The following is a 25,729-nucleotide window of genomic DNA, read 5'->3' as shown; positions in this document are numbered from 1 at the left end:
TTTCATCTCCTCTCGATCGCGGTATCCGTGCCGGACATGCCGAACAGGGACCTGACGAACCGAACCAGACGCGCCGGCCAGGATGGCCGCGCGGCTTCAGTTGCGACGATTCCCGCGTTTTCGGCTTCGGCTTCGATTTCGGCCTTGAGCTGCTGCGCGAAGGCCTTGGCAAACTGGGGAAGCAAGGGCTTGCCCATGGCCTCCCACATCTTGGCCATCTGCCCGCTGCCGACCACTTCCACGCGCAGCGTCACTTCGGTTTCACCGGACCTGACGGCACGCGCGATGTAAGTGCCGCCGCCCTGAACCGGATCGCCTTCAAGATCGTACGTAAACGTCACCCGCCCGGGCCCTCCCCACTCGGTCACGTGCACATTGACGTTGACTGTCCGCACGAGACCGCCCGCGCCGACTTTCAGCACCCAGTGCGAACGGTCTGCATCGATGATCCTGCATTCGCGCAGTCCGGGCATGAGTTTCGCCCAACGCTCGATGTCGCGAACATGGGTCCAGACCGCGTCGATGCCGACATCGATCACGACGCTCTGTTCGGTTTCGATCATTCGGCGGCCTCGAGCCGCTGCCGCCGCGCCAGTTCCTCGTCGAGCAGGGTGCTCGGGCGGCCGATTGCGTGGAGCGCCGCAAGGTAGCCGTGGGTGATGCCGCGGGCGTTGGTCATCCCGCTCTGCATGACCGCGCCGTTGTCCAGTCGCGCCATCGAGTTGCCGGCGACGTAGAGACCCTCGATCGGTTCCTCGTCCCAACCGATCACGCGGCAATGCTCGTCGCCTACGAGCCCGGCTGCCGCGATGCCGCCGCCTGCCATGCGGTGGAGTTGCACGGCGTAGAACGGCGCCTGCAAAAGCGGGCCGAGATTGCCGTTGGGCTTCTGGTTGGGATCGCCGCACATGGTGACGCTCCACGGGAAGGCGCCGCGCCGGAATTCGGGATCCCCGCCCGCCAGTGAGTAGCGGTTGAAGGCTTCTACCGTGTCCAGCAGCCCCTGCGTATCGACACCGATCCTGTCCGCGAGTTCGGCAAGGCTGCCCGCGGTGACGCCCATGCTTTCGGGAATCTCCTGCCCCGGCATGACCCCGCCAAATGGGTATTTCTCGCGCGCCTGATGGTCGAAGATGGCCCAGCACGGGTAATTGCTGTGGGTCTGCGTATTGCCGTCGATTGCATTGATGGCGTGCGCGATGGAGCGGTAGAAGGCCTCGTTTCCGAAGCGCTTGCCGGCGCTGTTGACGACAATCGTGTGCGGCAGGCCCATGAACGGCAGCGCGCCGCGCCACAGCGGCAAGTCGCCCTCCTGTTCCTCGCCCGGTGTATGGATGCCAAGTATCGTTCCATCGGGAACGCGGGCGATCCGGGCGCCGAACGGTCCGGCGAGCCGCAAGTGGGCGCCGTCGATCGTCTGCATCACCATCGATTGCGGGTCGAGCTGGTTGCCGAGGGTCCGCGAATAGGTCGGATCGCGCTCATAGCTGCTGACGGCAATGACGACGCCGCGATTTGCCTTGATGTAGACATCGCGCCCGTCGCGCTTTGCGCGCACGCCGACGATCCGCTCCCCATCGCCGATCAGCTTTTCGACATTCACGCCTGTATGTAGGGGAATTGCGCGATCGATCGCGCCCTTGACGAAGTAGGCGGCAAGACCGGGGCCGAGGCAGCGCTCGTCGCTGCCCATGCGCTCGGACATCGCGGTATAGTCCCAGTTGAGCATGTTCGCGGTGCCGCCATTGGTGAAAATGTCGTGATGCGTCATGCTGTAGGGAACATGGGGCGAGACCCGCGTCCGGGATTGCCATTCGCCGAGCGAGGCGGCGGGGAAGGGGACCGGTTCGAGCAGGCGGCCCTCGGCCACGCTATCGTTGGTGTGCGGATAGTAATAGTCCGGGCATCCCGGAATGGCGGCGAGCCTGAGGTCGATGGTCTCCTCGAAATAGCGTAGCGCCACCGGGGCATGGATGGCCTGATTGAGAATGGCAACGTCATCGGCATATCCCGCCGATAGACCCTTCACGTAGCGAAAGCCGCTTTCCGGGGAGTCCTCTACACCCAGCGCCTTGCCCAGATGGTTGCCCGCCACCCAGACCTCGCCCATCGAATAGGCCGTGACGCCGCCGACCTGATCCGAACGTTCGAGGACCAATGCCGAAAATCCGTGGTCCTGCGCCGTGATCGCGGCGCACAAGCCGCCCGCGCCGGAGCCGATTGCCACGACATCGGCTTCCAGATCCCACTGTTCCGGCAGCTTTTCCATCTTCACCGGCTCTCTCCCACCGACCGTTTTCGGCAAGGCTGCCGCAGTCTTATTTTATGATACGGAATGGTCTTATTAATGGCTAAGCCCGGGGGTGGAGGCGTGTCAAGCTGCGCGCGCGCCTTGGGCAGGGCGGCGGACAGGCAAATGGGCGGGAAGAGGAACGCAGCGAGGGGCCTGATCGGCCCCTTGCGGGGGAACTAACTGTCCCACCCGGCCCCTGCGGTTACACTGGAGCCCGCCTTTTGAGAATTGCGTCGATATCCCCGCGCACGCCTTCGACCGAAGTGTCGAGAGGTCCGCCTGCCAACGGGATCTCGGTATACATGACCCTGCGCTCGCTCGATACGGGCGGCGTCGCCTCATGCAACGTGCAGGACAGATGGACGGTGAGGTCGCCGGGCTCGGTCTGCATTGCCACCACCGGCAGATAGGGCCGGGTCTTGGCGTGCTCCACCGGAATGCCGACGCGGTGCGACCCTGCGATCACTTGCAATTGGCCGTTGCCTGGTCCCGAGGCTGTCAGCGAAATACCCACCGTCATGCGTGAGCACGCATAAGCGTGGCGGCCGAGGTGGCAATCGCGGTGGAAGGTCAGATCGGACGGGCCTGATACGATCCCGACAGGCTTGAACAGCGCCTCGATGATACGGCCCTTCGCCGGCTTGCGTTCGAGATGGTCGTGTCCGGCCAGCACCCGATGGAGCAGATCCCACTGCGGGCCTTCCAGCAGCGCTTGCGTGGTGGGCGAGCGCTCGACGAAATCCTGAAGGCGCACGCAGGCGCGCGATCCGTCCGCCAGGGTCGCCCACCAGGACTTGCCGTCGCCTTCGCTATAATCGGGGAGCGCGGCATCCATGTCGCGGCTGATGCGGGCCATGTCCGTCGGATCGAGCCAGCCCCGCAGATGCAGAAAACCCGCTTCCCTCAGGAAGTGCGCGATGTCCGCCGGGTCCGAAGCGGGTGTGAAACTTGCATTGAGATCGAGAGGCTGCCCGTGCCGGTCTACGAAGGACAACTGCTCCGGCAGTACGGTCCAGCCTTCGAGAAGCGTGTGCCACAGCGCGTCCCACGAGGACAGCGCCTCTCTGTTCGTGCGGTCGGGTTGGAGTTCGCCGGTCACCAGCAGGCCATTGAAAGTCACAAGGTTCTGCGCGACCCGCGAGAACTGGTCCTCGCTCAGCGCGACGACGAGAGCGCCCGGCACGTTGCCGTTAGCCGCGACGAGCTTCTCGCCCTCTGCGGCGATTGACCACGCCTGCTCGCCGACTTCGACAGTTAGGGGCGGTGCTTCGAGCCATCGCATGCCCGAGGCGACCAATGCGCCGTTTCGCTCGGCAAGCCGGGGAAACTCCTCTTCGAAAAAAGCGGCGGCGGCGATGGAGCGACAATCACTGTCGCGGCGCGTGCGACGGTCGAGCTTGGTCGGCATCTTTATCTCCCACACAGGCAGGCAATAGCAGCGCCTGCGTGCCTGCCGCCGCTGGCGACAGGCACGGATAACATAGGGTCTCAGAACTTCTTGCTGATTCCGAACTGGAACACACGGCCAATGCTCGTGACGGCATAACCGTCCAGCGAGTTGATCGAGCCGTTGTAGGGCGGCGGATCCTTGTCGAACAGATTGTCGACGTTGAAGGTCAGCGAAAGGTCCTTCATCACGCCTGTCCCCTTGAAGTCGTATTGCGCAAAGAGGTTGATAGTGTCGAAGTCCTTGATCCGGGACTGATTGAGGTTCGAAGCCAGCGGCGCGACATCCCATCCGCCAAGGTGCCGCCAGGTGGCCTGCGCACGCAGGTTCCCGAAGGTTGCGCCCAAGGTGCTGGACAGGATGAAGCGCGTCTGCGCCTTCACGGTGTTGACGAAGGGGGCATCCGAGACGGACTGTTCCTTGCGATCCAGGACGTAGTTGCCGTTGATCTGCGTATAGACCGAGCCGAAGCCGGTCTGGTGATCGTACGAAAGCGAAACGTCGAGACCGTCGGTGTTCACCGCCGCAAGGTTGGTGCGGCGGCCATCGGCGATGGAGTAGACCTGTCCCGGCACCACCGTATAGGGCGAGACTTGCGCCAGCCCACCGGGGACTTGCGAGGCCAGTGCATTCACTTGCGCGATCGTCGGGTTCATCACGTAATTGCTGGTGAACAGCGAATAGAACACCGAGGGATTGAAGACCGGCGGGATGTCGATGAGGTTCTTGAAGCGGATGTTGTAGTAGTTCAGCGTCAACGCCAGACCGGGCACGGAGGGGGGCGCGATGTCCATGCCTATCGACCAGGTCGTTGCCTTCTGGGGCTTGAGATCGGTGCCGCCGCCGCCCAGGAAGATTTGCGCCTGTCCGGGTAGCGGGGCCACGGCCGGGTTCGCGAAGAGGATCAGCGGGAACGCGAAGATCGTGGGCGGCGCGGCATCGGCGCCGTCGGCGAGGCTGGGCGCCTGGAACGACTTCCCCCAGCTCCCGCGGATTTTCAGGCCGTCGAACGGTTCGTAAGTGGCGCCGAACTTCGGATTGAAGGTGCCGCCAAAGTCGCTGTAGTGGTCGTAGCGGCCCGAGGCGGACAGGCTGAGCGAATAGAACCCGCCGGTACGATTGCCCTCACCAATGACGGGAACCTGCACTTCCCCGAACAGGGCGGCGATGCGCCTGCTGGCGGAGTTGAACGGCAGGTCGTCCACGGCGGCGGCGCTGACGGTGCCGTTGATCCGGGATTCGTACTTCTCGTAGCTGTACTCGCCGCCCACGGCGACTTTCACGTCACCGCCGGGCAGGCTGAAGAGGCTGCCATCGAGCACAAGCCGGGTATTGACCATCTCGTTCTTGCCCAGACCATAGTCGAGGAAGTTCGAGATGAGCGGCAGGACCGCGCTGTTGGCGGGGTTCGACAGGTTGTAGGGATCGAAGTTGCCGGTCAGCACCAGTCCCGAAAGCGTGCCGTCGTCGATCTTCTGGTTGGCGACTTCGGATCGGCCGCGTCCGTAGTTCGCCAGCCAGCGCAATTGCCAGCCATGGCCGAGATCCGCCGTGGCCGATGGCGTAAAGCCCCAGGTTTCGAGGCGCGTACTCTGGCTGGTATGGTCGCCGAGGATCGAGGAGAAATCCATCGAAACCGACTGCGGCGCGAAGCTGTTGGCATCGCCGGTGTTGCGGTAGAACGGATTGAGCACTATCCCCGGAGCGTACGGATTGACGGGGGCAATCGTGGCGGTCGCCGTGACCGGTCCACCGTCTCCCTTGTTCACGCGGTTCATGTAGAACGCGCGCATGTCGAACGTCACGGGGCCGCCATCGTCGTAGGACATCCCCGCGAAGACGGAATGCCGCGTTTCGCTGGGATAGAACGTGCGGTTCTGGCTGATGTCACAGCGATTGCCGGTGCCCAGCGTCAGGCCGGGCAGGGCATAGATCGAGGATCCGATCGAGACGTTGCCCGCCCCGCAGGTCAGATCGAGGGGCAGCCCGGTCGTATAGTCGAGGCGGCGGACAAAGTCGCGGTCCCGGCCGTAAAGCGAATCGTGCCACGAATAGTCGTAACTTGCGTAGACCGAGAGCGAATCCCAGGTCTTGCCCACTGTCACGTCGGCATTGGCGGACTGGTAATCGGACTCGAAGCCGTAGCGGCCCTTGACCTCGATACCGTCGAAACGCTTGCGAGTGATGAAGTTGATAACGCCGCCCACCGCATCAGCGCCGTAAATTGACGAGCCGCCGTCCAGCACGATCTCCACGCGCTCGATGGCGCCGGGGGCAATCGCGTCGGGATCGGGCACCGTCTGGCGCACGCCCATGCCCGGCAGCCGGTGCCCGTCGACAAGGATCAGGGTCGATGAGCCGCCGCCGGATGCACCCGGCAGATTGCGCAAGTTGGGACGATTGATCGTGATCTGGCTGGAATTGATGGCCGAAACGATCGGTGTGGTATTGAACGATGCCGCCTGCGGCACGCTTGCCAGAAGCTGCGCCGTCGAATTCGCGCCGATTGCGGTAATCGCCTCGGAATTGATCGAGACCGTTTCGGAACCCGCCGGTGCCACCCCGCGCAGCAGGGTGCCGGTGACGATAATTTCCTTGATTTCCTTGTCGCTCAGCGTCGTCTGGCTGTCCTGATCGGGCGCCGGATCCGTTTGTGCAAGCGCCGCTACCGGCGCGAGAGCGATCATCGATACACCGAGCAGCACATAGCGCCGCACGGGACTGGAAGTCCTCTTCATACCCTCTCCCTTTTCGGCACCTGCGGATTTTTTCTCCGGGTTGCCTGTCCAGTTCGCCCCGCCCCCCTTGGTTTTAGTGCCGCTTGTCGAGGGTGTCGGAGCGTTGGAGGCTTGAGCGTGACAGATTCGCCAAGCCTTGTCGCCATAAATTATTTAGGTACTAAAATAAGTAGGGCACGGGAGATCGTTGCGACCGGCGCCGAATTGGCCGATGGAATGCGCATGCGACTTACGGACCAGGAACATAACCGTGTGCTGCTGCTCAAGAAGCTGCGAGCCAGCGAGCCGGTCGCCCGAACCGATCTTGTCAAGTTCACCGGCCTGACGGGCGGCACCATCACCGCGATCACTGCCGATCTGGTCAAGCGGGGCATCGTCATCGAGGAAAAAGTGGTTTCGAATGCGCCCGGGCGGCCAAGGGTCAACCTGCGGATCAATCCCGAGGGCAAATACGTTGTCGGGATTACCGCGACGAACGACGGCGAACTGCTGCTGGAGATCGTCAATCTCAGAGGCGAGAGCCTTGCCGTTTCAACGGCACTGCTGACCCCCACGACCAGCATCGCGGACTTCGCGCGGCAATTCGTGGCGGCGCTGGAAACCGCCATCGCCGGCTGGCCCGTGCGCCGGGAGGACATCTACCGGATCGGGGTCGGCATTCCCGCCGTTGTCGACAATCGCACCGGCATCGTCGAACAGATCCTCACTTTCGAGCCCGGTCCCTGCGATTTCGGCGGGATCGTCGAGCGGGCTCTCGGCATTCCGACGCTGGTCGACAACAACATCAATCTGCTCGCGCGCGCAGAGCATTGGTACGGCCTGGGCGCCCAACTGGGCGATTTCACGCTGATCAACGTCGACCTCGGCATTGGCGCCGCGCTTTACAGGGGCGGGCAGTTGATCAGCGGCGCGCACGGGATCGCTTCCGAATTCGGACATGTGAAGGTCGTGCCGGACACCGGCCGCCTCTGCCACTGCGGCGCTCGAGGCTGTATTCAGGCATATTGCTCGATACATGCGATCATTCGGCAGGCGTGCGAACGGCTGGGCAGGGCGGAGCCACGCTATGAGGAGATGGGCCGGTTCTTCGAGGAACTGATGGCCGAGCATGCGGCCGCCGCAATCGACATCTGGCCGGTGCTGGAGCAGGCGAGCCACTATCTCGGCGTTGCGGTGGCCAATCACATCACCATGCAGGATCCGGAGGCCGTCATCCTTTGCGGCCCGCCCATCGCGATGATGGACAAACTGCGCGGCACTTTCTTCGCGGCGTTGGAGCAGAACACGTTTCCGACTTTGCGGCGGCGCACCAAGTTGTACTTCAAGGCCTGGGACAAGGGCGCCTTCGCGCGCGGGGCGGCAGCGATGGTTCTGGAGCATCTCTACTCTTCAGCCTGATTTGCCGCTGAACTATTTCACAATCTAAATTTACATCTGCATCGCGGCGGATTTGGAACAGGGATCGGCCGCAAGGAGCTGTCTGGGGGCGGATCGCCATGGGATCGGTCATCGGCTATAGGCGGATCCAACCTGTCGGAGAGAGAACTGCGTGAGCGAAGGAATTGAGCTGATCGAGGCGAATGGCGTTCTCGAAATTCACATCACTCGCCCCGAGAAGAAGAACGCCCTGACCGCCTCGATGTATCGTGCCATGACGGCCGCCCTCGCGGATGCGTCGGCCCGCGCGGAATGCGGCGTGGTGCTGATTGTCGGGAAGGGAGACGCTTTCTGCGCGGGCAATGACCTTGCCGACTTCATGGCCGGACCGGAAGGCGCGGCCGCCGCGCTCGATTTCATCCGGGCCATCGCAAGCTTTGAAAAACCGGTCGTCGCAGCAGTGCAGGGGCTGGCGGTGGGCGTGGGAACGACCCTGCTGTTCCACTGCGATCTGGTCTATGCGGCGCCCGATGCACGCTTCGTCATGCCCTTCGTCAATCTGGGGCTGGTACCCGAAGCGGCATCGAGCCTGCTGGCGCCGTCGACCTTCGGTTATGCCAAGGCTGCGGCGATGCTGCTGCTGGGAGAGCCGATGGACGCGGAAGCGGCCGACCGCGCGGGACTTGTCACTGCCGTGGTCCCGGCGGTTGGACTGCTCGAACATGCGCGCGCCAAAGCGGCGATATTGATGAGCAAGCCGCCGCAGGCTCTGCTGGCCACGCGCCGGTTGATGAGGGGAGACCCGGCCATAGTCGCCGCGCGCATCGAAGAGGAAGCGCAGGTCTTCACGCAGGCGATCAGCTCTCCGGAAGCCAAAGAAGCCTTCACGGCCTTTTTCGAGAAGCGTCCGCCCGTGTTCCGATGACGGGCGCCCGGCGGGGGTGTCGATCCGCATTTGAGACGATGCCGCGAATGCCGAGACAATAAATACACTTCGTGATTGCTAAGTGCCGGAGATTGGTACAGCTTCGTTCGACCTGCCCTTCAATGCGCGTCAGGGATAAATCGGATGACGACTGACCGTGCGTTAAGTGTTCCGGTGTCCATCATCGCAGTGATTCTGATGACGGCCGCGGCCTATTATGCCAGCAGTGTGTTCGCGCCGCTTGTCGTCGCGCTATACATCATGGCTCTGGTGTGGCCGCTTCAGCGCATGTTGCAGGCGCGGCTGCCCAAGCTGCTGGCGCTGGCGCTGACTTTGCTGGCGACGCTTGCGATCGGCTTCCTGTTCGTATTGATCTTCAGCTGGGCGGTCGGCCGGGTCATTCGCCCGATCATGCTCGACACGGCCCGCTACCAGTACCTTCTGGAGCATCTGGCGGACCGGTTCGAGATCCAGGGATTTTCGATTGCCGGCTTGTGGTCGGAATATGTCGACCTCGCCTGGACGATCAGCGCCATCCGGCAGGTCGGCGGGCATTTGCAGACGACGCTCACCTTCTGGATCATCGCCATCACCTACCTGCTGCTTGGACTGCTGGAGGTGGACGACATGCGCGCGAAAATCGCGGTCATGCGGAATCGCGAGGCATCGTGGATGCTGCTGGAAGGCACCCGCATCATCGCCGGCCACTATCGCCGCCATCTGCTGGTGCGAACGCTGATGAGCGTGCTGACGGGCCTTCTCGTCTGGCTTTTCGCGTGCGTGGTCGGCCTGCCGTTTGCGGGGGAGTGGGGCGTGATCGCCTTTGCGCTCAACTACATTCCGTTCATCGGGCCGTTCTTCGCCACCCTGCTGCCCACGCTGCTGGCGATGACGACTTTCGACACGTGGCAGGCGGTCATTCTCGTGTTCCTCTGCCTCAACGTCATCCAGTTCATGGTCGGCAGCTATATCGAGCCGCGCGTCGCGGGTAGCGTCCTGTCGATTTCGCCGATGCTGGTGCTGTTCGTGATCTTCTTCTGGACGTTCCTGTGGGGAATCCTCGGCACTCTGCTCGCCGTGCCGATCACGGTTGCGATCATCACGTTCTGCGGGCTCCATCCGCGTAGCCGCTGGGTGGTCGAGCTGTTCGGCAAGGCTGCTGCGGCGAATACGGCAGAGGCGGAATGATGCTGCCTCAGGAAGCGTGGGGCGCTGCCGCTCGCCGTTGCCGGGCCGCAAGCAGGGCGTAACCTCCTACAAGAGCGGCCGCGACGCCGGACGCGGCACCAACGCCTAGCGCCCAACGCGGGCTGAGGTGGTCCGCGATCCAACCGACGATCGGCGCGCCGATCGGCGTTCCTCCCAGCGCCACGCCGACGCGCAGCGCCATCACGCGTCCGCGCATGGCGGGTTCGGTAGAGAGCTGCATCAGGCTGTTGGTCGTGTTGGTGAAGACGAGCGCGGCAACCCCGGTGAGCACCAGCGCGGCCGCGAAGAGCCAGAAATCGGGCGCGATCGCGGCCAGCGCGCAGCCGAGCCCGAACACACCGGCGCTGAGCATCAGAGCCTCGAAACGCGGCTTGTCGCGCTGGGCGTTGAACAGGGCGCCGCTCATCGTCCCGATGGCCATGGCCGAGGACAGGAAGCCATAACCACGCGCGTCTGCATGGAAGATGCGGACCGCCATGGTCGAAATGAAGATCGGAAAGTTCAGGCCGAACGTGCCGACAATGAACAGCATGATCAGGATCGCCTTGAGGTCCGGCCGCCCCCAGACATAGCGAAATCCCTCGGTAAAGCTGCCCCTGGTGCGCTTCGCGCGCGGGTTGGAATGCAGCTCCCCGGTCCTCAGGAGGAAGAGCGAGGCCAGCACGGCCATGAACGATGCGCCGTTGATGAGGAAGGCCCAGCCGGTTCCGACCATGGCAATGACGAGGCCCGAGACAGCCGGGCCGATCAGCCGCGCGGCATTGAACGATGTCGAGTTGAGCGCCACTGCATTGGTTAGATCGGCATCGCCCACCAGTTCGGCGACGAAGGTCTGGCGCACCGGCGCGTCGAACGCCGCCGCGGTGCCGAACAGGAAGGCGAAGACATAGACATGCCATAGCTGCACCATGCCGGTAACGGTTAGCATGCCGAGCACGAGGGCCAGAACGCCCATTGCCGTCTGGGTAAGGATCAACAGCTTGCGCTGGTTGAAATGGTCGGCGGCAAAGCCCGTCCACGGCAGGAACAGGAATTGCGGCCCGAACTGGAGGGCCATGACGATGCCGACGGCCGAGGCGCTGTGGTGTGTCAGCGTCGTCAGCACCAGCCAGTCCTGCGCGGTGCGCTGCACCCAGGTGCCGATGTTCGACACGAAGGCCCCTGCGGTCCAGACCCGGTAATTGAATCCCCGCAGCGAGCGGAAGGCACCTGTGGTCGGAGCGTTCATGGGCGTTCCGGCGTGTTGCCGCCGTGGAAGCGGCCGAAGTGCCGGGCGGTGAACAGGCCGAGCAGCAGCATCCCCAGCCCGAGTGCGGCCGCCTGTGCCGGGTCGCGCAAGTCGAAATCGCCGACCCGGCAGACCAGCAGGTAGAAGAGCACGAGGTTGGCGAAGCCCCACAGCACGTTCACGGTCGAGGATGACAGGCCTTCGCCCGGCGGCGTTGCGAAGGGGCTCTGGAAGGCGCGGCCCATCATCCCGCTGACGAAATGCGGAAGCGCGTTCGCCAGTGTGGCACCGCCGGCGAAATAGGACAGGAGATGGAGCCAGGGCATTTTACGAATTACCTTTCCAGCAGGGCAAGAACATCGGCCGTCAGGCCGGTTTCGCCCAGTCTCGGGAACACGTTCTTGATGGCGTGATCGTGGGCTTCGGGCCGCGTGTCGGCCATGGCATCGATGGCCAGCGTGACATTGAAGCCAAGCTCATAGGCCTGGCGCGCGGTCGATTCGACGCCGGTTCCGGTCGCCACGCCGGTGATGACGACTTGCGTTACCCCTACCGCTTTCAGCCGTGCTTCCAGATCGGTGTTCGCGAATGCGCCCCAGGTCCGCTTCGTTACGACGAGGTCGTCTGGCTGCTGGTCCAGTTCGGGAATGAATTGGGTGAAATCGTTGGCGAGGTTGTCCATGGGGCGGCGGGGCTGCTCCGTTCGACCCGGCGCGCCGCCTGCGACATTGACCAGCACGACCGGAAGGTCCCGCGCCCGAAAGGCATCCGCCAGAGCCCGGCTGCGCTCTACCACACTGCCAATCGGAGCGGGGAAGGGCGCACCCACAAGGCCCTTCTGAAGATCGACAATGACGAGCGCCGTCATGGGATCGAGCGCGGTCAGCGCCATGGGACTGTCCTTTCTGCGGGCGGGGCAAACGCGCCCTTGTTCAACCGTCAATCGTTCACGAGCCGCTCCAGCAGCGGGATTGCGGCAATGAGCTGGTCCTGCTCGGCCGGCGAGAGCCGCGCCCTGATCGTGCGGGAAAGCCAGTCCTGCCGCGCGGCGCGGCCTTCGCCGATCCATGTCCGGCACTGTTCGGTCAGCGATAGCAGGGTTTTCCGGCCATCGGCCGGGTCCGGAGCGCCGCAAATCAGGCGGGCGCTCTCCAGCGCGGCCACGACGGCGCCCATCGATTGGGGGCGCATGCCCTCCAGTCGGGCGAGGTCCGATGTCGTGGCGGGTCCATGCTTTTCGAGACGCAACAGCACCGAGGTCTGCGAAGGCGGCAGATCGCCGACACTCGCCTGTTCGCGGAGTCGGCGCTTCAGCTTGCCGGCAATGCGGCGCAGATCCTGCGCTAGCACGGTGACGTGCAGTTGATCCTCGGACGAAACGCTCATGGCCGTCCGATAGAAATATGAAGCCTAACTGTAAAGTTAAACTTCCTTTAGGAAAGCGGGAAAGGGGCGCCGGCAGCAGCGCCCCTTCCTTCGATCAATCCATCAGCTTCTGGGTAATGTAGGTCATCCACAGCGCCGTGGTCTTGGCGGATTGGCGGATATCCGCGCCCGAGCCGTGGCCGCCTTCGGTATTTTCATAGAAGTAGAAGGGAAGGCCCAGTTCCTCCATCCGCGCCGCGAACTTGCGGGCGTGTTGCGGGCCGACGCGGTCGTCGCGCGTGGTGGTGAAGATGTAGGGCTCCGGATAGTTCACGTCTTTGCGCAGTGCGTGATAGGGCGATTTCTTCAGCCAGAAGGCCCGCGCCTCCGGATCCGCGTAGACATCGCCGTACTCGCCCTGCCAGCTCGCGCCGGCGGCGATCTTGCTGATGCGGATCATATCGAGCAGCGGCACCTGGATCACCACGGCGTTGTAGAGTTCGGGGAATTCCGTCATCTCGACACCCATCAGCAGGCCGCCGTTCGAGCCGCCGATGATCCCGAGCCGGCGCGGCGAGGTGATCTTTTTGGCGATCATGTCGCGCGCGACGCTGGCAAAGTCGTCATAGGCGACCTGCCGCTTCGTCTTGAGCGCGGCCTCGTGCCAATCCGGCCCGAACTCGCCGCCACCGCGAATGTTGGCCAGCGCGAAGGCGCCGCCATGTTCAAGCCAGAGCTTGCCGTAGCTGCCCGAATAGAACGGCGTCGAACTCGACTGGAAGCCGCCATAAGCATTGAGCAGCACCGGGGTCGAGCCGTCCAGCGGCATGTCCTTGCGGTGGACGAGGAAGTAGGGGATCGCGGTGCCGTCGGTCGACTTCGCCTCGCGCTGCTCAACGATCAGGCCGGTGGCGTCGAAGCGCGGCGGCAGGCTCTTCACCGGCTCGGCGCTGCCCGTCGCGGCGTCGACGAGATAGAGCGTGCTGGGCGTAGTGAAGCCCTCCGCCGAGGCGAACGTGAGGTTGCTGCGGGTATCGGCGGCGCTGAATTCCAGCGCCAGCTTGTCCGGCAGCGGCAGCGCCGTCGTGGTCCATCCCCCGTTCGCGGCGGGCGCGAGCGAGAGCAGGCGGCCGTTGACGTTGTCGAGAATGGACAGCAGCAGGCGGTCACGCGTGATGGAGACCGCTTCCAGCGCTTCGCGCGGGCCCGGCTTCCAGGCGATCCGGGCCTCGATCGCTTCGGGACGAGCCAGCACTTCGGCAAGCGGGGCAGTCGCCACCGCGCCGGTGGGAAGGTCTCCCCATGCCTCGTCGAGGCGGAACACGACCTGCCCGGCAACGAGACCTGCCACAGAGACCTTCTGCGGTATGGCGAGTTCGTGCACTTTGCCATCCGTGCCGATCACCAGGCTTTGCTGGTGGAAGAAGTCGATCGCGCGCGTGATCAGCTTCAGCGTGTTGCCCTGCCCATCCTGCAACACGGCGGGGAAAACGCCGACGTCGCTCTTCTGCCCGCGGAAGATCTCCGTCGCTTCGGACAGCGTCCTGCCGCGCGCGAGGCGCTTGACGATATAGGGATAGAGCGACTCGGTGACATCGCCCGGTGTCCATTCGGTGGCGACGAGCAGATGGTCGGCATCTTCCCACGTGACGCTCTGCTTGGCGCGGGGAAGGTGGAATCCGCCTTGCACGAAAGTACCCGACGCGAGATCGAATTCGCGCGTCTCGACAGCGTCCTCGCCGCCGTTGGAGAGCGAGATCAGGCAAAGCCGCTGCTCCGGCTCAAGGCAGTCGGCGCCTTTGTAGACCCAGCTCTTGCCTTCCGCCTTGCCCAGCGCATCAATGTCGAGAACGGTCTGCCAGTTGGGCTGCGCGCGGCGATAGTCATCAAGCGATGTGCGCCGCCAGATGCCGCGCAAGTGCTGCTCGTCCTGCCAGAAATTGTAGATCTGCCCGTTCAGGAAGCGGGGGGCGGGAATGCGGTCTTCCGCGCCGAAGATCCTGAGCGCCTCGTCATAGAAGGTCTTGTAGCGCGGATCGGCTTCGAGCCGGCCCTCCGTCTTCGCGTTGTGGGCCTCCACCCAGTCCATCGCGCGCTTGCCGTCGAGATCCTCCAGCCAGATCCACGCATCGGGTGGATCGCGGGGGTCGGCAGGAGCGGGCGTTGCGGCATGAGACATGGGCATGAAACTCAGAAAGGCGAGCGTGCTGGCAAGCGCGGTACGCAGGATGGGCGTCAAGATTGTTCCCCCCGAAAGATCGATTGGGGGAGCCTAGCGCCTGCGACACGCCGGGCAAGCGGTTACGCTTTGATTTCGGTGTGTTGGCAGGCGTGGACGAATTCGGCGCAAAAGACCGGTGCCGTTTCGAAGTGCCCCCGCCTTCGCGGGGATGATGGGGCTTTGCGCTTGAAGGCTCGGTTGCGGCATCGGGACACGTCGCGGGCTATTGGACAATTGCTCGATGCGTTCGGCCATTTCGTCCTGCGCGGCGCGATCGCTCTATAAGAGAAAAGGAAGGCCGGGGCGCGAGCGCCGGTCCAGCATTTGCTCTGCCTGCCGAGGTGTTTCGCGCCTCGCGGGCGGGGCCATTCTATAGGTTGCCGGTGATGAATCTCCAGAACTCCGCCACGCTTGCCGTGTCGCCGCTCGGCCATGGGGCCGACCGGTCCTACACCGTGAAGAGCTTCATCGGCCGTGATCTTGAACGCGGCGCCGAACCGGGTGAGATCGTCGAGATCCTGCCTGCGGGACGAAGCCCGTTCCGGATCGTCTCATTCTATACCGCGCACAACGAATATGCGGACCACGCCGCACGGCTTCGCGCAACGCTGGACGGGTTCGGTCTGGACTATGTGCTGCATCCGATCGACAGCCTTGGCCGCTGGGAACTCAACTGCGCCTACAAGGCGGAATTCGTGTACGAGCAGTGGAAGGCCTCCGATCGGCCGATCGTCTGGCTGGACGCGGATGCTACCGTCGAGGCACTGCCCGATCTCTTCTCGGCGCTCACGGCCGATGTCGCGCTGCATAAGTGGACATGGGACCACCAGGCCCACGACCGCGGCTGGGAATTCTGCTCCGGCACTGTCTATTTCGGCAAGACGGCCGAGGCCGAGGCCCTGCTGCAGCAATGGCTGGTGCGTTGCCGCGCCGATCCGCTGACATGGGATCAGGTCCATTTGTGCTCGGCCTGGTGCGACATCGCCAGTACCCGTCCGCTGAAGACGAGCTGGCTGCCGCGTTCGTATCTGCATATCGAAGGCGCGCCTTGCAACGAGCCTACCGTCATCCGCCATTGGCAGGCGTCGCGACAGGCGAAGGCCGACGGCCGCAAAACCGATCACGAGGCAGCGCAGTTCACCGAAGCCGGAATGCGGGACCGGGCCACGAACACGCTCTGGCGCACGCCGGAAGAAGCGTTCTGGATCCAGGAAGGCGTGGACCACATCATTCCCGCAACGGAGTTCGAATTTCCTGAGGGCTTCGACCTCGGATCGGCCTTGGCGATCGCGATTGACGGTCATTTTCCCGTGCTGGAAATCGGTTGTGGCGTCGGTCGCATCGCGTCGCTGTTCGATGACGGCTATATCGGAGTAGACGTCAATCCGCATTCCCTTGCCCAGGCGCGGGCCGTGCTTCCAGCTCAGAACTTCCGCATCCACGATCAGGGATATCGGTATCCGGATGCGGCGACGGCGTTGTTCTATACCGTTCTTCTGCATGTGTCCGATGAAGCGCTCGTGCCGCTGCTGATCGAGGCGGTGAGAGGCCGGCAGCGGATCATCATCGCCGAATTGATGGATGTGCGTTGGCGCCGGGAGGGCAATCCGCCCGTCTTCAATCGCGATCCGGAATACTACATCTTCCTGATGCAGGAATTGGGTTTCCGGCTCGTGCACTTTTCCAAGCCGGAATATGAGCATTACAATCGCGCGCCCTGGAACACAGGACGCGACAGTCGCATCACTTTCCTTGCCTTTGAAAGGACGGATCGAGCGGACGCACGCGAAATGGCCTGATTGGCGTCTGCCCGCCCAGGATCGGGCCTTCGCGCTGAGGGATCTTTCGGATTACGAGTACTGGTCCGGCCGTCGAATGACGGACCGGATGCAAGGAGTCGTATCCAAGCGGGCGGCAGATCTGTATGCGGCATGTTGTCCCGTGGTTCGGGCATCGATCCGGACCACGGTCCCGGCGCATCCGCGCCGCGGACGGGCTGTATAGCCGGACTCCCAAAGCGTTCCCATGCCTTGCGGCGTCGGGAACCCGTTATGAAAGTCGCCCGCCGGGAACCTATGGAAGCGTCCGCGCCCACACTTGCCGATCTCGGCTGGAGACCCTTCTTCAGCGAACAGCTGTCCGACGAGGAGCGGGAAACATGCCGCCCGGTGCGGGTGATGTCCGTCTATCGCGGACTTGTCGCGGTGGTGGGTGAGGGGATCGACCAGCTGATTTCTTCGCGCCTGCCGAACCCGCAGGGACCGGAAGATCGGCCCGCCGCCGGCGATTGGCTGCTGATCGGTGCCGATAGTCCTGAACCGGTGCGGCTCCTGAGGCGCGAGAGCCTGTTCAAGCGGCCCGCACCGGGCAATGATCGCCGCGTCCAGTTGATCGCGGCGAATGTCGACACGCTCTTCATTGTCGCCTCCTGCAATCACGATTTCAGCATTCCCCGGCTGGAGCGCTACCTCGTGCTCGCGCGGGAAGTGGGGGTCACTCCGGTGATCGTGCTGACCAAGATCGACCTGACCGACACGCCAGACAAATACCGCGAGGCCGCGATGGGGCTTCAGCCCGGTCTGCGCGTCGAAACCGTCAACGCGCGCGAGGGCGCCAGCGCCTTGCCGCTGGCGAAGTATTGCGGACCGGGCCAGACCGTTGCGCTGATGGGATCGTCCGGCGTCGGCAAGTCGACGCTGGTCAATACGCTGCGCGGTTCGGATTCGATCACCACCCAGGCCGTGCGCGAACACGACAGCAAGGGCCGTCATACGACCACGGTGCGCGAAATGCACCGGCTGGCGCAGGGCGGCTGGCTGATGGACACGCCCGGCATGCGGGAGTTCAAGCTGGCGGACGCGACCTCGGGGCTGGCGGAAGTGTTCGACGACATCGAGCTTCTGACCCTCGAATGCCGGTTCACGAATTGCAGCCACAGGAAAGAGCCGGGTTGCGCAATTCAGGCCGCGATTGCAGAGGGCGCGCTCGAACCCGACCGGCTTGAGCGATGGCGCAAGCTTACTGCGGAAGATAACAGCAATACCGGCACTATGGCCGGGCGGCGTAGCCGGGCCGGAAAGCCCGGCGAAAGGAAATGACCCATGGCTGATCTCTATCTGAAGGCGCTGGAATCCGAACGGAAGAGCCTGTGGGCCGCATGTCGCCTGAAAGGCCTTGCCAAAGGCACGCCCGAACGGCTCCGGATTGCGGAACTGGACAAGCTGCTGGCCGAGCACAAGGCCAAGAAGGCGGGCTGACCGGTTGGACGGCGGCGCTTCAGCAATATTTTCCCGGGCCGGGTGATCGAACGGCCCGGCGAGTCAGGTGATGGGCCCGATGGAGCAGGGCGGGCAGCGAATCTCGCGCCCATCCGTGCGGGGCGGGTGACGGGTCTTCCCGGATGCCGCGCGGCATTTGCAGGGCCAGCGCGGCCAGCGTCAGCGGCCAGCGCAGGCCGGGCCAGTCGGCTTGCAGCAATTGGCGCCGATGCTGGATGCGGGGCCACAAACCGCTGCAATACTCCTGTGGAACCGGCACCGCGAACAGCGACCGCAGTGTCAGCAACTGCGTGCGCAGCGCGCGCCGGGCCTGCCGGGCGGTGAAAAAGCCATCGAGTTCCTGCCAGTCGATCCCTTCGCCCGACCGGGCCAGCCCCGCAAGATCGACGAGGTGGCGCATGTCCACCAGCCCGCGCCAGTAATCGAGTTCCTGAAGCTGGTCGTGCGAGACGAGCACGGCGGCCTGCGCTGCCGGGGACGGTTGCAGCGCCCGCTGTCTGCCGATCTCCACGCGCCGGCAATGCGCCGAGAGCATCGGGTAATCGAAGCGGGGGTTGCTCCCCTTGGTCCGACAGTGGAGGTCGAGCATGCCCACGTCGCTGCTTCGGTAGAGGACGAGGGGGGCGCCGTCCAAACCGCTTTCGTAGTGTATCCGGAAGCCGAGCCGGCCAAGGCAGCTCCGCGCCCCAGGCATCGCGCTTTCAGGCAGCATCAGGTCGATATCGCCGAGAATCCGGCCTCGTGCCGCCGGAGCGCCAAGCTCCACGAGCAAGGCCGCGCCTTTGATCAGGATCGGCGGCGGGCCCGTATCCGCCAGTGCGCCGAGAACTTCCTCCAACAGGAGCATCAACCGCCGATTGCGCTCTGTGTTTGCCTCGACGACGGCGGCCAGAAAGGCGAGAGCATCCTCGGGAACGTCGGGGCGCCGGGCCAATCGCGAGCCGAGCGAGGCTGTCGTCATGGTGCGGTTGGCCCGGCCGATGAGGTCTTCCCAATCGCACCTGACGGGTATTCTGCCGTCGAGCGCGGCGGCGAAGGTTCGGATGCCGATCATCGCAGCCTTACTCGGTGGCGAGGTGGAGCAGCCGCACGGCTTCGTCCAGATTCGCATAAGACAGACGCCGGCATTGCGCGCGTCCCACCAGGCGGCTGAGCATCTGCACGTCCGATAGGGTCGAGCGTCCGGTGCGGGCGTAGGCGCCTTGGAGCAAGACTTCGAGCGTAGCGAGCGGTTCGAGCGGGTTCAGTTCAGCGGGCATTCCGTCGTCGCGGGCGAGCAGAACGATCCAGTCCACCGGATAAATGCCGGTGCGCGGTTCCGGCATGGGCAAGTAACGCAAGGTCGCGCCGTCGAGCCGTTGATGCACGGCTGTACGCCCGATCACGTCCCCATAGCCGGGCAGCAGGTGCCACGAACCGCGCTTCAGTGTGGGATAGAAGGACAGGCCCTGTACCATCCCGGCGTGGTCCAGCAGGGTCACGTCATCTGCGGCATAGCCGAAGCCTGCGGCGGTCAGAGCGACGGAAAGGGTGCTCTTGCCCGCTCCTGGCGCGCCGCTGAGCAGAAGCGCGCGGTTCCCCCGCACAAGAAGGGCGCAGTGCAGGGCGATCCGGTCGCTGGCCGTGAGCACGTCATCGACCAGACGCGCTTTCAATTTGGGAATGGCCTGATCAAGCCTCGCAATGCTGGCCGGCTTGCCGTGCCGCGAGATGACCACTTTGGGCAGGGCAACGTGCGTGCCCCAACGGCGGATCTGCCAACACGGCACCGCCTCGGCGTCCGGCCGCTTTCGGGCAGCGGCCGGCATCGCAAGTGATCCAAGGCTCGCACCGATCTCCACATCAATGGGAATGCCCCCGAGATCGAGCGGGAAACGGCGCATCACCTCGTCGGTCGATCCAGGCACGACGGCGAGCAATTCCGCGCCAGACCACAAGGATATCAACGCGGTAACGGCATCTTCCGCGTCCTGCCTGTCCATACCATGGCGGGTGCAGGACGCGATCAGGCGGCCGAGCGGAGCGGGGCCGCTCGTCAGCTCCCTGGCAACCAGTGCAGCGAAAGGATCGAGGGCGTAGAGCTTTTGCGCGGTCTCGCAAAACAAGGCGTCGCGGTCGGAAAGGGAAACGACCGCGACGCCGGGGGCAAACTGCCATTGCAGGTTTTGGTCCGTGGGCACCGTGTTAACCCGGTCGGAACCGAGGCCTTGAAAGGCGCCGGTCGAAGGCTGAACATCGGCGGCCAGCATTGCGCATAGCGCGTCAGGTGTTTGCGGACCCTCCGCGCCGGCCATTGTCAGTGGCCGTGCCCGCCACCGCCCCGGTCGCCGCTACCCATGCCGCCACTGGATTTGATGCCGCCGCCACCGCCGCCATCACCAAAGCCGCCGCCTCCGCCGGAGTCTCCGCCACCGCCACTGCCGCCAGAAGCACCGTCGCCGCCGCCGGAGCTACCTCCACCGCCGTCTCCTCCGCCACCCCCACCACCGCCGCCAGAGGCCGCGATTGCAGGAGAGACCAGCGATGTGGAGAGCAGCACCGTCATCGCCGGCGGCACGGTGAGCGCGAAGCGCCCGGCCGTCTTGAGAAAATCGCGCCGGTGCGTGTCACCGATGAGATCGGAAGCTCGATCATCCATGGCCGTTCCCCTGTGCCGTTTCGGCGAGGGCACCCTCACCGTGAAAAGTCGGGACTGGATATGCTGAATAGGCCTGTGGGAGCGGGGAAGCATCTATCGGGCGATATAGCTCTCATGGGCGAGCCTCCGGCGGATTTAGGGGAGTTCGCCCGGGCTGTCCGGCGCTGGATGGGCGTCGGCATAACGGGCGACCATCAAAGCCACCGTGGTCCGATTGTCGGCGCCAAGCTTGGAATAGATGCTGTGCAGGTGGATCTTGACGGTCCCCAGGCTGATGGCGAGTTCCCCCGCGATATCCCGGTTGGCCATGCCCTTGGCCAGCAGCCGGGTGACCTCCCATTCGCGCGGAGTCAGGCTCTCGAACGGAGAAACCTCCCGTTCCTCGGCCCGGCGCCGGTTGATCGCGGCGGCGACGAGGTGCTGCGGCAGCCAGCGTCCTCCGCGAGCGACCTTGCGCAGACATTCGACCAGCGTCGTGGGCGCTATGTCTTTCAGGACGATACCGGCCGCACCGGCGGCAATGGCCTCGATAACCTGCGCATCGGAAATCGCGGCGCTGAGCAGCACCACTCGGACCGGCCAGCCCGCTCGGTTGATTCGGCCGAGCAGGTCCAACCCGTCCAGATCGGGCATGTAGATATCGATGAGGGCAATATCGGGCTGATACTCCTCGATCTTCCGTAAGGCGGTTTCGCCGTCGCGCGCGGTGGCGACCACCTGCAATTCGGGATCGACGCCGAGCAGAGTCTGGATGCCGCTGAGGATCATCGGGTGATCGTCGCATACGACCAGCGTGATCATCCGTTCACCGCCCCGATCGGGAACACCAGACGCAGCCGGCAGCCGTGCGTGCTGCCCGCGGCGACGAGCGTGCCGCCGAGATCCGCCATCCGTTCGCACAGCGATTGCGGCAGCCCCGCGCGGGCCTCAAGGCCGCAGCCGTCGTCCGCGATTTCGACCTGAAGGTCGCCGTGTCGCGCCCGGATATCGATTCTCAGCGCGGCGGCGGATCCGTGCCGCACGGCATTGGCCGTCGCTTCGGACAGGGCGAGGCAGAGTTCGGTGGCAGTCTCGTCGCTGACCCGCAGATTCTCCGGCTCAACCGATATGTCGAGCCGGCACGCCCACTGCGTGGCCAGCGGCTCGACCAGCGTATGCAGCTGGTGCCTGAGGAAACTGGGAGCGCTTCGGCCCGTGCGGGAGCCATTCAGCAAAGTGCGCAGCCGGGTGTGCTGCTGCTGGAGCAGGTTGCGAACCTTGTTCATCACCGGCTGCGCGTCGGGCGGGAGCGTTGCCCGCGTCGCATCGAGTTGCCAGACTGCCGCCGTCAGGTCTTGCAGGACGCTGTCATGGATGTCGCGCATCACGCGGACGCGTTCCTTGAGGCTGGCCGCAGCGGCAAGGCCGTTCGCTATCGAGAACTGCTCCAATGCCAGTGCGATGCGCGCGCCGATGATGCGCGTGAACGCCTCGACATTCTCGTCCCGAAACGCCGGATCGATCACGATGACCAGACCGTGGTAGCGAATGCCCTTGAACTCGGCGAGGTGCAGGGACTGTTTTGCGCCGCCCAGCATGGCGTTCCATGCCGGGCTGCCACCGCGCGAATTGAGCCGTCGCAGCATCCTGCGCGGGTCCGCCGCCGCCGCCGCCTTGAGCTCTGAAAGCGGCGCGGGAAGGGTCACCCGGTCGACGAATTCGCAATGATCGCCGGTCCAGAAGCCGATCGTGCCATGGCCTTCGTCCTGGTCCTGCCAGACGACCACGATGTGATCGGTCCCCAGCACGCGGGCGGCATGTTGAAGCGCTTCGGCTAGCCAGGGCCGGTCGTCATCGGGCATCATGCGGATCGGCCAGGAGGCAAGCTCCTGCAACCGGCGCTCGTTTCGGGCGCGATAGCTGCCGAAATAACCGAGCATGAGCGCGGCGACCCATGCATAGACGAACCGCATCAGCAGCACGTTCATGGACCAGTCGCCGTCCGCGCGCATGTCCGGGATCGCGACGATGACCAGCAGCAACTGAAGCAGGACCGCAGTGGCAAGAACGCCGCGCCAGCCCCACCGCATCGTCGCGCTGATCAGGGCAAATGTGAAAAAGACAAAGAACGGGCTCTGCAGATCGTCGGAATAGTGCGCAAGTAGCCCCAAGGTGAAGACGTCGATCGCCGTCTGCGCCACGCGCGAATGCTCGCGCCATCGCGGCGGGGCGGGAAGCACCAGCAGGATAATGCTGACTGCGACGTAGAGGCAGAGAACGGTGTAGGTTTCCGTGACATTCGAATGGGGTGTCGTGGGGTCCAGAAAGACGGCGACCAGCGACAGGCTTGAGGCCAGGAGGCGCGCGACGGCGATCAGCGTTTCAGGATCGGCCTGCGCGATTCGGTTCGCGAAGCTTGGCCTGTTCGCCAATCTTGGAGGTCGCGCGGGTTGTGACTTCGACATCAATCCGTGCTCTCGGAAGGCGGGCACGCGGCAGAACCCCTGCGGCCGTTGGCGCACCCCGCCGGCGACAATTCATAGCGATGAATTCACGGGGGACGAGTTTGCGGGCGCGCATCGCTCACTCGGCCTTCGATCCTCATCGTGACGGGAAGCTGCGCGTCGGGGCCCTTTTCGGGCAAGGGGGGAATTGGCGTACCCCCAAATCGCCGGTCGATCGCCAGGGTGGTTTCAAATGAGCGTCCGTTCAACGGCGATGCTCTGGCTTATCGGGGCCGATCGTCACGAGAAGGCGGCATCGACTTACGGCCTGATCCAGATGGCAGTCGTCTGGCGATAGGAAACGCACAGCACACCATCGACAATCCGGGCGCTGAAACCCAGCCTATCCTGTCCCTCCTCGGCATCGGTCTGGAACATCGTCCGCAGATCCGCGATCGAGCACTCGTCCGGAAACGACGTGCCAAGTACCGCATCGAATGGCAGATCGGGAGTGATGCTGCCGTGCAACCGGGGATCATCCAACCCCAGTCCTTCGCCCAGATGCGCCAGTTCCGCGGCTGTAAGGGCGTGGACGTGGGAGGGATCACGTAAGCGTTCCATTCGGTCATAGGCAGCGGATTTCGCCTCCTCGGGCGTCACGTCCCTGACCACGATCCTGCCACCTGCCCGGCAGACGCGTGCCATTTCGGTAAGCGCGAGACGGGGATCCCGCATATGATGGAATGCGGCGGAACAGGTGACGAGGGTGAAAGCGGCGTCAGGGAAGGGCATTCGGAACGCATCGCCCACGACCCATTCGGCATTGGCGATGCCACGCGATGCTTGAGCCGCCCGCGCCTGATCCAGCATCGCCGGTGTCAGGTCCAGGCCCGTCACATGCGAAACGAACGGGGCAAGATCGAGCGCGAGAGAACCCGGACCGCAGCACACGTCGAGCGCGATATCGTCCGGCATGGCCCCGACCAGCGCCGCGAAGGCCGCCCGGCGATCGTCGCTGGCCATGCTGCAGGTCAGCTTCCCATAACTCGCCGCTTGGAGCGAGAACTGGCCGATTACGCGTTCGTGGTGATTTTGCTCATCCGGCATGATCTTTCTCCGCCAGCTTGCTGTTGCCGGTTGACGGGTTGAAGCTGTGATCGGCCCTCGCGCGGAAGTTCAGCAGCCGCGCGGCCTCATCGCCGACGCGGAATGAATATTCTGTGCCGGCAGGGATATAGAGCGAACCGCCGGGCCCCAGCGCCTTGTCTCTCCAGTGCAGCGAGCCTTCGACGATGAAAAAGATCTCGTCATTGTCGTGCGAGTGGGGAGCGATCAGCGTTTGCGGGGCGAGCCTCATTTCCATCAGCTGCATCGACGTGTCACTTCCGGGTTCGTGGAAGCTCAGACGGCCCGCCAGCTCTGATGGATCGATGTGATCGCGCATCCAGCCCATCGGGATGTCGCCGATCTTTCGCCACTCCAACTGAGACTGGTCGTGCACGCGGATTGCCATTTGTCGTCTCCCTGCGATTTGCGATGCCGAATTTATGGCATGCCGGCGATTTGACTGTCTCACGGCGAGCGGCCAATCTTGCCGCTCAAACGGCCATATTGCCGGACGCTGAAGGGAATCCTGATGCCGACGATTGCCATCGATCCAGACCGGGATCTGGGTTTGATCACCCTGATCGATCCGGCAACCCGCCCGTTTGCGGGCGCCATCGTCCAGGATGAATTCGACATCACCGCGTCTTGGCACCACCACGACATGCACCAGCTTCAATATGCGATCGAAGGCTCGATGCAGCTTGAAGACGAAAGAGGCCGGCATATTCTGCCCCGCAGTCTGGCGGGCTGGATTCCGGCGGGCACGCGGCATCGTAACAGTCTGCATCGCATCAGGTCGGTCACCGTGCTTCTCTCCAGGGATTGCGTTGAGGATGCCGGTGCCGAGGTTCGCATACTGCACGTAGCACCTTTGATGCGTGAGATGCTGGTAGCAGCCACACGGTGGCCGCTGGGCAAGGCTCTGGATGACACGGGGCGGGCTTTCTTCACGGCCTTCGCGCTTCTTTGCCGGGACTGGATCAAGGATCATGCGCGGTTGACACTGCCATCGGCTAAAGACCAGATACTGGAGAAGGCGCTTGCCTTCGTCCGCGCCGACCCGGTTGGCTGTACCCTGACGGAGACATTGCAGGTCGCCGCACTGTCCGAAAGGACGCTGAGGCGGCGGTGCCAGGCCGAACTGGGAATGGGCTGGGACGAGTATCGCAGACGGGCACGTCTGCTGGCGACGCTCGGCCCGCTTACCGAGACCGATCAGTCGATTGCGCAATTGGCGGCCAATGTCGGCTTCGAAAATCAAAGTGCTTATGCCCGCGCGTTTCGTCTCCTGACTGGGCAATCGCCCCAAGCCTATCGCAGATCATCCAGACGCTAGGCGATACGGATCCATGGCGTGCCGAGCCTCCCCAGCGCAGCTAACCGCCGGTAAACTGCCATTTGTCCTGTGAGTGACGATTTTTTGAAAATTGTGTTTGACCGAATCATTGGTGGGACTTAGAGGGCCTCTCACCGCAGCGGA

General features: G+C 64.0%; 23 protein-coding genes. 7 read left to right on the top strand and 16 right to left on the bottom strand.

The features are described 5' to 3' along the window. Positions 1-2: 2 nt before the first annotated feature. The 4 genes from EDF56_RS21810 to EDF56_RS21795 all read right to left on the bottom strand — a co-directional run bounded on the left by EDF56_RS21810 (position 3) and on the right by EDF56_RS21795 (position 6,478). Positions 3-563 (bottom strand): SRPBCC family protein, encoded by a 561-nt coding sequence (locus tag EDF56_RS21810; RefSeq protein WP_132391545.1) that lies wholly within the window; start codon positions 561-563, stop codon positions 3-5. Next, positions 560-2,269: an FAD-binding protein gene (locus EDF56_RS21805; RefSeq protein ID WP_165912323.1), complete on the bottom strand. Its 1,710-nt coding sequence runs from the start codon at positions 2,267-2,269 to the stop codon at positions 560-562. Before EDF56_RS21805 ends, EDF56_RS21810 begins: the two co-directional genes overlap by 4 nt. A 226-nt stretch (positions 2,270-2,495) precedes the next feature. Next, positions 2,496-3,701: a phytanoyl-CoA dioxygenase family protein gene (locus EDF56_RS21800; protein WP_132391541.1), complete on the bottom strand. Its 1,206-nt coding sequence runs from the start codon at positions 3,699-3,701 to the stop codon at positions 2,496-2,498. Positions 3,702-3,781: 80 nt separating this feature from the next. After that, positions 3,782-6,478 (bottom strand): TonB-dependent receptor, encoded by a 2,697-nt coding sequence (locus EDF56_RS21795; RefSeq protein WP_132391539.1) that lies wholly within the window; start codon positions 6,476-6,478, stop codon positions 3,782-3,784. Positions 6,479-6,700: 222 nt separating this feature from the next. Here EDF56_RS21795 and EDF56_RS21790 point away from each other — a divergent pair, with 222 nt between their 5' ends. From EDF56_RS21790 to EDF56_RS21780, 3 genes are all read left to right on the top strand, one after another. After that, positions 6,701-7,876: an ROK family protein gene (locus EDF56_RS21790; RefSeq protein WP_165912322.1), complete on the top strand. Its 1,176-nt coding sequence runs from the start codon at positions 6,701-6,703 to the stop codon at positions 7,874-7,876. A gap of 151 nt (positions 7,877-8,027) precedes the next feature. Continuing rightward, complete coding sequence (locus EDF56_RS21785; RefSeq protein ID WP_132391535.1) at positions 8,028-8,780, top strand: enoyl-CoA hydratase; 753 nt, start codon at positions 8,028-8,030, stop codon at positions 8,778-8,780. Positions 8,781-8,954: 174 nt separating this feature from the next. After that, positions 8,955-9,968, top strand: a complete 1,014-nt coding sequence (locus tag EDF56_RS21780) for an AI-2E family transporter (protein WP_207904904.1) — start codon at positions 8,955-8,957, stop codon at positions 9,966-9,968. 7 nt (positions 9,969-9,975) lie between these two features. On the opposite strand, the gene EDF56_RS21775 is transcribed toward EDF56_RS21780, so the two are convergent. The 5 genes from EDF56_RS21775 to EDF56_RS21755 form a co-directional block, all read right to left on the bottom strand. Beyond that, the gene (locus EDF56_RS21775) at positions 9,976-11,217 is read right to left on the bottom strand and encodes an MFS transporter (protein WP_132391531.1); all 1,242 of its coding nucleotides are present in this window, start codon (positions 11,215-11,217) and stop codon (positions 9,976-9,978) included. Then, entirely contained in the window at positions 11,214-11,543 is a 330-nt protein-coding gene (locus tag EDF56_RS21770) for a hypothetical protein (protein WP_132391529.1), read from the bottom strand. Before EDF56_RS21770 ends, EDF56_RS21775 begins: the two co-directional genes overlap by 4 nt. Before the next feature lie 8 nt (positions 11,544-11,551). After that, positions 11,552-12,109: an isochorismatase family protein gene (locus EDF56_RS21765; protein WP_132391527.1), complete on the bottom strand. Its 558-nt coding sequence runs from the start codon at positions 12,107-12,109 to the stop codon at positions 11,552-11,554. 47 nt (positions 12,110-12,156) lie between these two features. Then, entirely contained in the window at positions 12,157-12,603 is a 447-nt protein-coding gene (locus EDF56_RS21760; RefSeq protein WP_132391525.1) for a MarR family transcriptional regulator, read from the bottom strand. Between the two features lie 94 nt (positions 12,604-12,697). Beyond that, complete coding sequence (locus EDF56_RS21755; RefSeq protein ID WP_132391705.1) at positions 12,698-14,761, bottom strand: prolyl oligopeptidase family serine peptidase; 2,064 nt, start codon at positions 14,759-14,761, stop codon at positions 12,698-12,700. A 674-nt stretch (positions 14,762-15,435) separates the two neighbouring features. On the opposite strand from EDF56_RS21755, the gene EDF56_RS21750 reads away from it, so the two are divergent. From EDF56_RS21750 to EDF56_RS26085, 3 genes are all read left to right on the top strand, one after another. After that, on the top strand, positions 15,436-16,602 hold the full coding sequence (locus tag EDF56_RS21750) for a class I SAM-dependent methyltransferase (RefSeq protein WP_165912321.1): 1,167 nt from the start codon (positions 15,436-15,438) through the stop codon (positions 16,600-16,602). 252 nt (positions 16,603-16,854) lie between these two features. Then, entirely contained in the window at positions 16,855-17,901 is a 1,047-nt protein-coding gene (rsgA, locus tag EDF56_RS21745; protein ID WP_347812999.1) for a ribosome small subunit-dependent GTPase A, read from the top strand. A 3-nt stretch (positions 17,902-17,904) separates the two neighbouring features. Beyond that, positions 17,905-18,060 carry a hypothetical protein gene (locus tag EDF56_RS26085; protein WP_007677795.1) on the top strand — a complete coding sequence of 52 codons (156 nt, stop codon included), beginning with the start codon at positions 17,905-17,907 and terminating at the stop codon, positions 18,058-18,060. 19 nt (positions 18,061-18,079) lie between these two features. Here EDF56_RS26085 and EDF56_RS21740 read toward each other — a convergent pair whose 3' ends face one another. The 7 genes from EDF56_RS21740 to EDF56_RS26075 form a co-directional block, all read right to left on the bottom strand. Further along, positions 18,080-19,135 carry a nucleotidyltransferase family protein gene (locus EDF56_RS21740; protein ID WP_165912320.1) on the bottom strand — a complete coding sequence of 352 codons (1,056 nt, stop codon included), beginning with the start codon at positions 19,133-19,135 and terminating at the stop codon, positions 18,080-18,082. A gap of 7 nt (positions 19,136-19,142) precedes the next feature. Continuing rightward, a complete protein-coding gene (locus EDF56_RS21735) occupies positions 19,143-20,330 on the bottom strand; it encodes a hypothetical protein (RefSeq protein WP_132391519.1) in 1,188 nt (395 codons plus the stop codon). Between the two features lie 47 nt (positions 20,331-20,377). After that, entirely contained in the window at positions 20,378-20,719 is a 342-nt protein-coding gene (locus EDF56_RS26080; protein WP_165912319.1) for a hypothetical protein, read from the bottom strand. 135 nt (positions 20,720-20,854) lie between these two features. Continuing rightward, positions 20,855-21,520, bottom strand: coding sequence for a response regulator transcription factor (locus tag EDF56_RS21725; protein ID WP_132391515.1), 666 nt, complete (start codon positions 21,518-21,520; stop codon positions 20,855-20,857). Continuing rightward, positions 21,517-23,130, bottom strand: coding sequence for a histidine kinase (locus EDF56_RS21720; RefSeq protein WP_165912318.1), 1,614 nt, complete (start codon positions 23,128-23,130; stop codon positions 21,517-21,519). The genes EDF56_RS21725 and EDF56_RS21720 overlap by 4 nt, the downstream gene beginning before the upstream one ends. A 333-nt stretch (positions 23,131-23,463) precedes the next feature. Further along, positions 23,464-24,249: a methyltransferase domain-containing protein gene (locus tag EDF56_RS21715; protein WP_132391511.1), complete on the bottom strand. Its 786-nt coding sequence runs from the start codon at positions 24,247-24,249 to the stop codon at positions 23,464-23,466. Next, a complete protein-coding gene (locus EDF56_RS26075) occupies positions 24,239-24,655 on the bottom strand; it encodes a cupin domain-containing protein (protein WP_165912317.1) in 417 nt (138 codons plus the stop codon). The genes EDF56_RS21715 and EDF56_RS26075 overlap by 11 nt, the downstream gene beginning before the upstream one ends. A gap of 123 nt (positions 24,656-24,778) precedes the next feature. On the opposite strand from EDF56_RS26075, the gene EDF56_RS26070 reads away from it, so the two are divergent. Then, complete coding sequence (locus EDF56_RS26070; RefSeq protein ID WP_165912316.1) at positions 24,779-25,585, top strand: helix-turn-helix transcriptional regulator; 807 nt, start codon at positions 24,779-24,781, stop codon at positions 25,583-25,585. The last annotated feature ends 144 nt before the right edge of the window (positions 25,586-25,729 follow it).

This window comes from Novosphingobium sp. PhB165 (genome assembly GCF_004341845.1).
GTDB lineage: Bacteria > Pseudomonadota > Alphaproteobacteria > Sphingomonadales > Sphingomonadaceae > Novosphingobium.
Note: the sequence above shows the minus strand (reverse complement) of the source record. Positions and strands in the feature narration are given on the sequence as shown.